This is a genomic window from Vibrio sp. 10N.222.52.B12, from assembly GCF_002875385.1.
GTDB lineage: Bacteria > Pseudomonadota > Gammaproteobacteria > Enterobacterales > Vibrionaceae > Vibrio > Vibrio jasicida.
On the sequence record NZ_MDAW01000122.1, the window covers coordinates 77,890 to 90,027 of the forward strand.

7 protein-coding genes are annotated in these 12,138 nt (G+C 46.8%); 3 read left to right on the forward strand and 4 right to left on the reverse strand.

Translation table 11 applies throughout. From position 1 onward, the window contains the following. Positions 1 to 45: 45 nt before the first annotated feature. The 3 genes from lhgO to BCT11_RS15665 form a co-directional block, all read right to left on the reverse strand. On the reverse strand, positions 46 to 1,278 hold the full coding sequence (gene lhgO, locus BCT11_RS15655) for an L-2-hydroxyglutarate oxidase (RefSeq protein ID WP_102388693.1): 1,233 nt from the start codon (positions 1,276 to 1,278) through the stop codon (positions 46 to 48). Between the two features lie 8 nt (positions 1,279 to 1,286). After that, complete coding sequence (locus BCT11_RS15660; protein ID WP_102388694.1) at positions 1,287 to 3,410, reverse strand: TRAP transporter permease; 2,124 nt, start codon at positions 3,408 to 3,410, stop codon at positions 1,287 to 1,289. An 88-nt stretch (positions 3,411 to 3,498) separates the two neighbouring features. After that, the gene (locus BCT11_RS15665; protein WP_005374185.1) at positions 3,499 to 4,509 is read right to left on the reverse strand and encodes a TAXI family TRAP transporter solute-binding subunit; all 1,011 of its coding nucleotides are present in this window, start codon (positions 4,507 to 4,509) and stop codon (positions 3,499 to 3,501) included. Positions 4,510 to 5,612: 1,103 nt separating this feature from the next. On the opposite strand from BCT11_RS15665, the gene brnQ reads away from it, so the two are divergent. Continuing rightward, positions 5,613 to 6,923 carry a branched-chain amino acid transport system II carrier protein gene (gene brnQ / locus BCT11_RS15680; protein WP_102388695.1) on the forward strand — a complete coding sequence of 437 codons (1,311 nt, stop codon included), beginning with the start codon at positions 5,613 to 5,615 and terminating at the stop codon, positions 6,921 to 6,923. 64 nt (positions 6,924 to 6,987) lie between these two features. Here brnQ and BCT11_RS15685 read toward each other — a convergent pair whose 3' ends face one another. Further along, on the reverse strand, positions 6,988 to 8,337 hold the full coding sequence (locus BCT11_RS15685; RefSeq protein WP_102388696.1) for a sigma-54 dependent transcriptional regulator: 1,350 nt from the start codon (positions 8,335 to 8,337) through the stop codon (positions 6,988 to 6,990). 178 nt (positions 8,338 to 8,515) lie between these two features. Between BCT11_RS15685 and BCT11_RS15690 the strand changes: the two genes are divergently transcribed. Beyond that, complete coding sequence (locus BCT11_RS15690) at positions 8,516 to 10,576, forward strand: ATP-binding protein (protein WP_102388697.1); 2,061 nt, start codon at positions 8,516 to 8,518, stop codon at positions 10,574 to 10,576. A gap of 147 nt (positions 10,577 to 10,723) precedes the next feature. Continuing rightward, positions 10,724 to 12,115: a family 1 glycosylhydrolase gene (locus tag BCT11_RS15695; RefSeq protein WP_045422722.1), complete on the forward strand. Its 1,392-nt coding sequence runs from the start codon at positions 10,724 to 10,726 to the stop codon at positions 12,113 to 12,115. Positions 12,116 to 12,138 lie beyond the last annotated feature (23 nt).

Below are 12,138 nucleotides of genomic sequence, written 5' to 3' on the forward strand. Positions count from 1 at the left end.
CAAATAGAGTCATCTCTGGTGTACTTTTGGTTTGGCTTTCTACTGTTAAACCGTCTCGGTTTTCGCCTCTATCTTCTCATTCACTTTATCGCAAATGTATTCCCCAATGGGCATTGCAGATGTCGCTGCAGGAGAGGGGGCGTTGCAAACATGCAGGCTTCTCGCGCTTTCGGCAAACAAGAAGTCATGAACCAAAGTGCCATCGGATAACACCGCTTGTGCGCGAATACCCGCAGGATATGGTTTGAGATCTTCTACCTTGATGCTAGGGCAATATTTGTTGACCAACTTGAGATAGCCCGGCTTCCACCACGAGTTCTTAAACTCATCCAGTCCAGTTTTTAGATGCTTTTGTGTCACCTTCCAGAAACCGGAGAAACTGAGCATTTGCATGGTATCTTGCAAGCTGAAGTTAACCTTGTTGTACCCTTCTCGCTTCCAGCCTTGCACCGCATTTGGACCAACGGTCACACTGCCGTCAATCATGCGAGTTAGGTGGACACCTAAGAATGGCAAGTCAGGGTCTGGAATTGGATAAATAAGATGATTCACCACCTGGTCGTGTTTGCTATCTAAGCGGTAGTATTCACCACGATAAGGGATGATTTGGAAATCGGTCGGAATAGACATCATCTTAGTCATACGATCCGCCATCAAGCCGCTGCAGGTGACCAAGAATTTGGCATTGAGCTGCATGGTTTGCCCGTCTGAAATGCAGGTCAGTTGGACTTCTTCGTCCTTCTCTTCGGCAGCCACCACTTTGGTTCTCAGGCTAATTTGCCCGCCGAGCTTTTTGAACTCTTCCGCCATCTGCTCAGTGACCAAACGATAATCGACAATACTGGTAGTTTTGACATAAATCGCGCCCAAGCCAGTGATGTTTGGCTCAGCCAGTTTGAGTTGAACTTCATCGAGTAGCTTTACGTCAATTCCGTTGACATGGCAGCGCTCATAGAGGGCATTCATGCGTTCGACTTCTTGCTCGTTGGTCGCAACCAGCAACTTGCCACAGTTCTCCACCGGAATATAGTGCTCGGCACAGAACGAAATGGTTCGCTCTACCCCACGCTTACAAAAATCCGCTTTTAAGCTGCCCGGAGCGTAGTACACCCCGGCATGAATCACGCCGCTATTGTGTCCGGTTTGGTGCTTGGCAAAACCGGACTCTTTCTCAACCAATAAAATGGATTTGTCTGGATGACGTTGCTGCAGTTGCCATGCCGTCGACACACCAACGATACCGCCACCAACAATGATGTAGTCATAGACTGATTTCATACGACCTCTTATAAAACCGATAGTTGAGATTGTTGCAATTTGAACTTGCGACCACTGTAAATGAACACCGCGACAAATACCGCGCAGCTTGCCACACGAACCAACATTGGTATGTCGTGCCAAACCAGCAATGTACCCACCACTACCAACAAGAGACGCGTCAGAATGTTTAGAGGACCTTCCAAGTAGCCTTCAATAGCACCAATCAATGCATAGGTACCGATGATGGCAAAGAAACCTACAGTGATCACCGATGTCACATCCCAACTCACCAAGCCTGTGTAAGCAATCAACAGCGGGACAAGATACAAACCTTTGGCGATTTTCCACGCCATCAAACCAGTGCGCATTGGCGGTGTTTTTGCAATGGTTGCTGCTGCAAATGCGGTCAAACACACTGGAGGAGTAACGTTACTGTCTTGCGATAACCAGAAGATGATGAGATGAGCAGCCAGCAATGCCAAACCTACCGCCTCCATACCCAGACTTTGCTCTAGTAGGGTTTCCATAAAGTCCGCAGGCACTAAAGCCACCATTTCTTTCGCGGTTTCCAACGCCATTGGTGCATTAAGCAGTTCCAGCTTTTCTGGCGCCGCCAACATAAAGATGGCTTTTGCTTGTTCAGGCAGTTGACCTGACACCATCAATTCAAGTAATTGGTTTTCCGCAATCAACTTGTAAAGCGCAGGGGCAGACAATGTACCCAATACAATATACGCCGCTGTCACGGGTAAACCCATGCCCAATACCAGAGAAGCGAGCGCAATCAAAACGATCATGATGAACAAGTCGCCATTCGCCCAACCGTCGATCATCAATGAGAACGTATTACCAATGCCCGTGGTGCTGATCACGTTGACCACCAAACCTATACCTACCAGCAATACGGCGGTTGTCGCCATGTTTTTCGCACCTTGTGAAAGTGCTTCGATGATCGCTTTTGGTCCCATCTTATGATCTTTCGAAAACCAAGAAGCCACCACCACTGAAATGATCGACAAGCCCGCAGCGTAAGTCGGCGTAAAGCCTTGAACCAACAAAGTGACCAATACCGCCAGTGGAATAAGGTTGTGCCATCCGCTGATCACTACTTTTAGTAGAGACTCATCACTGGTCGTGATCTTTTGAACGCCGCTGCGTTTGGCTTCGATACGCACAAAGAACGCCACAGACAAGAAATAAATAAGAGCAGGAATAAAAGAAACCGCGATGATATCAACATAAGGAATTTGCGTGTAAGACGCCATGATGAAAGCACCCGCCCCCATCACTGGTGGCATCAACTGACCACCTGTTGACGCTGCGGCTTCAACGCCCGCAGCAAAGCGCGAAGGGAAACCTGCTTTCTGCATTAAAGGAATACTGATAACACCGGTGGAAACCGTATTTGCCACACTAGAGCCTGATACTGAGCCCATCAAACCGGAGCCAATCACCGCAATAAAACCGGGACCACCGATGATTTTGCCAGCCGCAGCACGTGCCACATTGATAATGTAATCACCGACACCAGAGCGAACAAGAAAAGCACCAAACAGAATGAACATGAATACGAAAGTCCAACTGATGCGCGAGATAGAACCAAACATGCCCTCAGAAGAATAAAAGCTACGGTAGAGCAAAGTTTCCATGCTCAAACCCGGAAAGTGGAAAATACCTGTCGCCCACTTACCCCAAAGCACAACGTAACTCAGACACACCACAATCAGCACAGGAATAAACCAGCCCATGGTGCGTCGGATAAGCTCAATAACAATCAGGATTGCCATGATGGCGAAGACCCAATCGCTGGTCACGAACTTCACACCGCGTTCATATAGCGCATCTTCGGCATAGGGAATGTAGAGCAAACACGCGACCGCGCCCATAGCAATCAACACATCAATGCCGAGTGCAATCTTACTCTGCTTGAGAGAGATATGAGCCGGATACCAAAGCGCACAAATCACCGCAAAGCCAGCAAAGTGGGTCGCGGAAATCCATAACTCTGGTAACGTCGATAAAGTATTAAACCAAATGTGCAAAGCAGACAACACCACGCAAAACACAGTGACTGTAGTGGTTACCCACGGAAAATCAGTGCGCGTGGGCAGCTCAAACTTCTGCAATTCCTTTTCTATTGAGTCGCTCATCTCATACTCCAAGCTCTGGCGGCTTTTTCCATCTTAGAAATCGGTAGGGATAAAATGCCCCGAGCCGAAACTCGGGGCTAAGTAGGCGTTATTTCGCCATTAGATCTGATGGGATTTCGATGCCCATTTCTTTGTAGTAACGCGCTGCGCCTGGGTGAAGAGGCACTGGCAAACCCGCAATCGCTTTCTCAATCGCCATTGCTTTTGTTGCTTTGTGGATACCTTGTAGGAAAGGCAGGTTCTCGTAGATCGCTTTGGTTAGCTGGTAAACGTCTTCTTCCGAGATATCTTCACGAACTGCCAAGAAGTTTGGCTGTGCAATGGTGGTGATCGGCTTATCTAAACCCGGGTACGTGTTCGCTGGGATCTCGTACTTCGTCCATAGGTTGTAGTTGCCGTTCGCCTCTTTGATTTGTTCGTCAGTAAACGAAAGAATCGAAATGTCTTTACCCAGCGCAGCAAAAGCTTGAGTAACCGCACCAACAGGTACACCTGCAGGCGTGTTCATGCCGTCAATGGTGCCGTTTTGAAGTGCGCTCGCACTGCCGCCGTAACCCATGTAAGCAAGATTGAATTTATCAGGGTCGACCTTCAGACCTTTCATGATTTGGCGACCAGAGTTCTCAGTACCAGAGTTCTTCTTACCGATGGAGAACTTCTTGCCATCAAGGTTGTTCAGGTCAGTCACTGTGCCCGTTTTTGCTAAGTCAGAACGAACAATAAAGTGCTCAACGTTTTGCCACAACATAGAGACTGAACGCAACTGCTCTTGGCGACCGCTCTTCTCATAAGGACCTTCACCAGACCAAGCCCACGCACCGTAAAGACCTTGTAGAATCGCGAACTGTGCTTCATTTTCGTTCAGCAGTTTGACGTTTTCACCAGAGCCCGCAGAGCTGATTGCAGAAAGGGAGAAGTGGTGCTTTGGTGCCAATTTCACTTTGCTTAACGTCGCCAACGCTACGCCCACAGGGTAGTAAGTACCACCTGTCGATGCCGTTGCAAGAATGTAGCTACGATCTTCTGCCGCAGCGTTAGCAGCAATACCAAAAGAAGTCACAGCGACAGCCAAAGCTTTTACCAGCTTATTCATTTTCATTATTACTCTCCGTGTAGTCGTTTCACGATTGGGGATTTACATCATGTTAAATCTTTATTAACAACACATTCCCTAGAGCAATTGAAATGCCAACTTTTAACCCTTTGTATTTATTGAACTAAGTGCTGAAAGATATCAAGAATGAGCAAAATCATGCTGATTTGATAGCAAAGTAATGAGCAAGATCTTGCTCATTGAAGAGAAGAAGGTTTCACGCCTAGATCGCAAAAGGTTAATAAAATGTGATCAAGACAAAATAAATGCACTATTCATGAGGGTCTGTTGACCTTTCGAGCTGATTTTTGCAGCGAATTGTTGGGTTATTTATACAAGGCAGAGACTTTGCTGTGTAGCGAGCCTACATGAGAAGTCGATTACGCAGTAGAAATGACCAACAAACGCTGCCCGAAGGGTTCGGCTAAAATCGTTTTATGCTTTGTTAAGGAGTATTTGCTTAGAATGACTAGGCGACACACTCCTTGCCTCACCTAAAACGATTTTATCTCGAACAAAATTTAACCGCGAAAGATCAACAGACCCTAATAAGCAATATTTTGCCGATGCAATTTTGGATTGAACTGCAACTAATGAGTGTCTTAACAATAAGAAGAAAAAGCGCATCATTCTAAACTGCTCACTTTATCAGCAGAGGTTTATAGCCTAAACGACTACAAATAGCACAAAAATACAGCAAAACAAGCCATGTTACAGAAATGAAAAGTCATTTATTCTAATTTTGAATTTAAAAAGCAGTTCGATCCACCAGTTCAGAAACAAACATTGACCGTATCAACTTATTTTCTACTTCGGGGTTGTGCCAATAGCCCTATGTTCGTTAGGGTAACCACACACCAAGGCAAACGTATTCCTTGGTATTTTTTCGTCATTAAGGATCATCCATGTCAGCAACTGCGCAATTACAATTCGCTTTAAAACGCCCATCAGGCGTTGCTGCTGCGATCCTCCTGCTCTCTCTGAAACTGATTTAGAGCTGACAGGCTATATCTAAACTTTCTGTCAGCTTGAGAAGAAGCTGACGGGAACACCACATACTCCTCCCATTCCTTTCAGTTTCTTCCAAGCGAAACATAAGAGGAATAACAATGTTAAGCGCACGCAATATCGCCGCTTTGGGCTTCATGACTTTCGCCATGTACTTAGGCGCGGGTAACCTGATCTTCCCTCCATTTTTGGGTTATCAAGCAGGTGAAAACTTTCTGAGCGGGATGTCTGGCTTCCTCTTAACGGGCGTAGGTCTGCCTGCGATGGCACTGGTGATGGTGGCTATCGTAAACGGTTCAGACAAATTAACCGCTGCCCTACCTAAACCTTTGGCGACCAGTTTTTGGGTAATGGTATTTATCGTAATTGGTCCTGCGTTCGTAATACCACGTGCCATTACCGTCGCTTACCAATTTAGCTTTGCACCAATGTTTGGTGATGCCGCTTTGGTGCCTTTCACTATTGCTTTCTGTGCTATCACCATCTTGTTTGCGCTATACCCGGGCAAATTGGTCGACAACCTAGGTAAGATCTTAACGCCTGCCTTGATGGCTATCTTAATCATCATGTCTGTGACGGCTTTGATTTCTCCTGCAGGTGAGCTAACTGCCGCAACAGGACCATACGTATCTGGCGCATTTGCTGAAGGCTTGACCCAAGGCTACATGACCATGGATGCGCTAGGTTCTATCGGTTTTGGTTGGATTATCTTCCGCGCGATTCGTAGCATGGGTGTGGATTGTCCGAAAGCCACCGCAAAATACACGCTAATCGCAGCTTTGATGTACGCGGTTGCCATGGCGTTTGTTTACATCTCATTGGCTTACATTGGCTCGACAAGCTCATACTTGGGTTCTGAATTCAGCAACGGTGGCGATATCTTAACGGCGTTCACCTTCAGCCACTTCGGCGCGTTTGGTTCGCTATTATTAGGCGCCGTGATGGTATTAGCGTGTTTGACTACTGCTATCGGCGTAACCACAGCAGGCAGTGAGTTTTACGACAACACTTTCAGCAACGTGAACTACAAAGGCTGCGTTATCACGACCATGGTATTGGCAGGTTTAATCGCTAACGTAGGTCTAGAGCAACTATTGGCGATCACATTGCCAGCAGTTGTGGCGCTTCACCCAGTAGCGATTGCATTGATGATCATGGCACCAGTGCGCAACAAGATGTCGCAAATCATGGTCGTCGCGACCGCATTCACTGCTCTAACGTTTGGCTGCGTTGATGCGCTGCACATCCTAGGTTACATGCCAGAAGCCGCAAACCAATGGTTAGACAGCAACATGCCGCTGTACCACTATTTTGCAAGCTGGATTGTTCCTACTATTGCGATGGTGATTGTGGGTGTAGTCTTTACCCGCAAGGCAACTCAGCAACATACCGAGTTGGCAAACCAAGCCTAGATTGGCAAGTACCTTAACAAATAAGTACCTCAACAAAAAACGGCTTCCTTAGAAGCCGTTTTTTCTATGTATAGTCAGAGCGATTCAAACCAAACTTCTGCATCTTTTGGTTGAGGGTTCGGCGCGGTAAATCTAGCTCGACCATCACATCTGTAATTCGTCCTTGGTGTCGAACTAGCGAGTCATGCAGTACCTTACGTTCAAAGTTGTGCAGCTGAATAGCTAACGGCACGCCAGATTGGGTTTCTTCGGTCGTGGAGGATGGCCGACTAGAGAGTACTTCCATAACTGAGACCGTATTGTCTAATGCAAACCGCATTGCTACATTTCTCAACTCACGAACGTTCCCAGGCCAAGCATAAGCCAGAACAGCTTTTCTATCGGCTTCACTTAATGGACGACTCTCAGGGTTACTTTTCAGGGCAAAGTGTTCGAACAAGATCAACGCGTCCTCTTCTCGCTCACGCAATGGTGGTAAATAGATCTGCGCCACATTGAGCCGATAATACAAATCCTGACGAAACTCATCATGATCATTGAGATCTTCTTTCGCGGCGGCGATCACTCTCAAATCAACTGAGATCTGCTGATTACCCCCAACGCGCTCCACCGTATGTTCTTGTAATGAACGCAACACTTTCACCTGCATCGACAGCGGCATACTCTCGATTTCATCAAAGAACAAGGTGCCTTTATCCGCGTATTCCAATTTACCAATGCGCTTTTTACCTGCTCCAGTAAATGCCCCAGCTTCATGCCCAAACAGCTCACTTTCAAACAGGTTCTCAGGAATCGCGCCACAGTTGATTGGCACAAAATGATGAGCTCGACGTTGGCTTTCATTATGCAAACTGGTCGCCACCAACTCTTTACCACAACCTGTTTCACCGTAAATGATCACGTTGGTATCAATGCGTGCTAACTTGGCAACTTGTTCTCTAAGCTGTTGCATCACTCTGCTTCGCCCAATCAGCACTTCCTCTAAACCGCTCACGCTCGATAGATACTCTTGGCGATCTTGAGTAGAAGTTTGTGCGCGATAGCTTTCTACCGCATCGGTCACTCGTTGGGATAAGCGCTCTGGTTGGAAAGGTTTCTCGATAAAATCGAACGCACCGTTTTGTAACGCACCCACTGCCATATCGACATCACCATGTCCGGTGATCAAAATAACTGGCGTTGGAATGTGATTAGCAATAAGGCTTTCTAGTATCGACAAGCCGTCGGTGTCCGGCAGGCGAACATCACTGACAATCGCATCAAATTCTTGGCTAAGAATCGCGGCTTTGCCCTCCTCCCCCAAACTAAATGCGGTCACATTGAACCCAGCCAGTTGCAGCCATTGGCTGGTAGCCTGACGAACAATGTCATCATCTTCGATAAGTGCAATTTTAGGGGTGTCGTCAAAAGCCATGAGTTACTGCCTGCTTTATGGGGTGGGAAAGAAATCGCTCTTTATTAACGGTAGCAAAAACCACTGAGGAGAAAAGGAGCTAGATCTCACTTCTTGCTTACAAGTCTTTAACATCCAACCAGTTAGGCGCACTCTTTAATGACTGTTGGTGAGAACGCACTAGCTGAATGGAGTCAGTATGCAGCGCAAAAGGAATGGCAAAACATGGCTTGTGGTCGCAATTGCGGCAGTGCTGATGTTGTCTTGTTATAGCGCCAGCAGAGAGGTGGCTCGTCAGTGGTTGAGTGTACAAACTCAAACCGAAGCTCAACAAAAGCTGCTCGACTATATTGGTGAAGTTCGCCGTGCACTTAAACGCTTCTACCACTTACCTTACCTCGTCACTAATAACCCTGAAACCATCGCGTTTGTGAAAGGAAACCGGACTTATTACGAGCCAATTCAAGCTCAGTTAACACAACTCGATAAAGCCGCCAATACCGAAGGCTGGTTGGTTCTCTCCAATTCTGGTGAGGTATTGGTGTCGAGTTTAATCGAAGAGCGCTTTAGCCTGTCTGACCGAAAAGCGATTGTGGAACAAATTCACAATCAAGCCGGTGGTGTCTCCTTGGTGAACAAAACCAAAGGTTCAAGCCCGTTGTATTATCTGGCAGCCCCTATTTACGACGGTTTAGATATCGCGGGCATTGTGGTGGTGCAAATTAACCTAAGCTTGCTGACCGAACAGACCATTACCAGCCAAGACATCATCACGCTACAGAACCGACAACAACGCTTTTTCTTATCAAGCAGTTCTCTCTACAACGCTGATTGGTTTAACGAACCGAGCAACACAGTTCAGTTAGAAACGCAACGCTTATACGACAACACCAATATCAGTGTGTGGACGCTCAACCAGCAACGCTATTTTGCACACACCGTTAAATTGGATGATTTGAATTGGTACGTCAGCTACCTCACCCCTTCTAAGCCGATTCAACAAACCATCAATGTGATTGGTTGGAGCGTAGCAGCGCTGCTCTTATTGGTTGTATTACTCGTCATCATTGGCTTACAACGCCGCCAAAAGCACATCAACCAACAAAGAATTCAAGCTCTGTTGGAAGAGTCCCAACGCCGCTTGAAACAGATGATCAATAAGACCCACGTTGGTTTGCTATTGATTGATGAACAAGGGCAACTGTTCGATCTCAACCCAATGGCGAAGCGTTTATTCTGTTTACCAGAAAGCGTCAATCGACACGCTTTTGCTTGGGAGTTATTCGATGCAGGCAATCCCAATTCCACCACACTTAAGTTGCTCAAGGATTTACCTAAACATAAAGAGCTCGCAGAGATCAGCACGGTCGAAACCATTGCCAGACGCAGTGACGGAAGCGTCTTCCCTGTCCTGTTCTCGCTGACCAGTTTCCCTTGGCATGGCGAGCAGTATTTCCTTGCGACGATCATCGACATCAGCAAGCGGAAAAAAGCTGAGCAATCGCTGCAACAGGTCAACCAAGAGCTGGCACAGCGGGTAGAAGAGCGAACTCAAGCGTTAAAAGAAGCGCAAAGCCAGTTGATTGAATCGAGTAAAATGGCCGCCTTGGGTCGCATGTCGAGCGCGATTACTCATGAGCTCAATCAGCCACTGACAGGCTTGCGTACCCTGCTCACTACAAACGAACTGTTAGCAGAACGTGGCGAAACCGAGATGATGAAAGCCAACAATGTGCTGGTGCAAAAACTGATTGATCGTATGGCGAGCATGACGAGCCAATTGAAGACGTTCGCCTACAACAAACCAGAGCGACTCCAACCTCTCTCCCTTACGGCTGCTTTAGAAGAGACCCTGCGAGTGTATCAAACTCAATTAGCCGATATTGATGTGCGAATTCGTATTCCCCATGATTTGCCCCATATTCTGGGTGAAGAACAAAGGCTGCTTCAAGTTCTTGGCAATTTGGTCTCCAATGCTTTGGATGCAATGAAAGAGACAGAAAATCCACAGCTCAACCTCATCGTCAATCAAACTAAAATGCAAGTTGAGTTAGCCGTCAGTGACAATGGCTGTGGCGTGTCAGATGAGATGCTTGAATCCATGTTCGAACCATTCCAAACCTCAAAGAAAATTGGTGAAGGATTGGGGCTGGGTTTAGCAATTACGGCAAACAATATGCGTGATATGAACGGACAAATTACTGTGCATAAGAATGAACAAAATGGGCTGACTTTCACTTTATTGTTCAAATCAGCTTAAGTTTATATTGATTACAAAATCATCATTAGAACTAGGCATCCCCGCTGTTTGAGAAAAACACGATCTCGATACAAGAATCCCTCCTTGACCTACACTATTCTCAAGCAAATAAAACGAATAACTTCCGAACGATAAAGAGTGAGAAACATGATTAAGTTTCCTGAACATTTTCTTTGGGGCGGTGCCATTGCTGCAAACCAAGTCGAAGGGTCGTACAACCTTGGGGGTAAAGGGTTATCGACATCAGACATGCTGCCAAACGGTATTTTGAGCCCACATCAAACCCGCGAAGAACGCACGCCGGGTATCAAAGACGTGGCGATCGACTTCTACAATCGCTACCCAGAAGACATTGCGCTGTTCAAAGAGATGGGCTTTAACTGTCTGCGCCTATCTTTGGCTTGGAGCCGCATCTTCCCGAACGGTGACGAACAAGAGCCTAACGAAGAAGGTTTGGCGTTCTACGATAGAATTTTTGACGAACTTGCCGAGCACAACATCCAACCTTTTGTGACCTTATCTCACTACGAAATGCCTTACGCACTGGTTGAAAACTACGGTGGCTGGGGCGATCGTCGCGTCATCGAATTCTTCGAACGTTATGCTCGCACTGTGCTGGAACGCTACAAAGACAAAGTGAAGCTGTGGTTAACGTTCAACGAAATCAACATGTCACTGCACGCACCATTTACCGGTGTTGGTTTGCAGGAAGACGCCAGTGAACAAGAGATTTACCAAGCGATTCACCACCAGCTAGTCGCAAACGCAAAAGCGGTAAAACTGTGTCAGCAAATCGTACCAAACGGCAAGATTGGTAACATGCTGCTTGGCGCAATCAACTACCCATATACCTGTAATCCTTATGACGTGCTTGCTGCAATGCATGAAAACAACAAGTGGTTGTTCTTCGGTGATGTACAAACACGTGGTCAATACCCTGGCTACATGAAGCGTTACTTCCGTGAAAATGGCATTGAAATTCAGATGGAAGCAGGCGACTTAGAAGAGATCGCATCAGCAAGTGTCGATTTCATCTCATTCAGCTACTACGCAAGTGGTTGTGCGAGCGCGGATCCGAAACAAAAAGAAGTGGGTAACATCGTCGATAGCGTACCAAACCCATATCTTGAGAAGAGCCAATGGGGTTGGTTGATTGATCCAAAAGGCCTTCGAGTTCTGCTGAACTTCCTTCACGATCGCTACCAAAAACCACTGTTCGTCGTAGAAAACGGCTTGGGCGCGCGTGATGAACTCGATGAAAACGGTGAGATTCAAGATGATTACCGCATCGCTTACTTGAACGACCACCTTGTACAAGCACACGAAGCAATTCTTGATGGCGTTGAGCTGATGGGCTTCACCAGTTGGGGACCAATCGATTTGGTCGCAAACTCGACCGCTGAGATGAGCAAGCGCTACGGTTTCATTTATGTGGATCGTCATAACGATGGTCAAGGTACGTTAGAACGTAAACGCAAGAAGAGCTTCTTCTGGTATCAAGATGTGATTCGCACTGGTGGCGCTTCCTTAGAAAGCTAAGTTTGTTCTTATCTAGATATAAA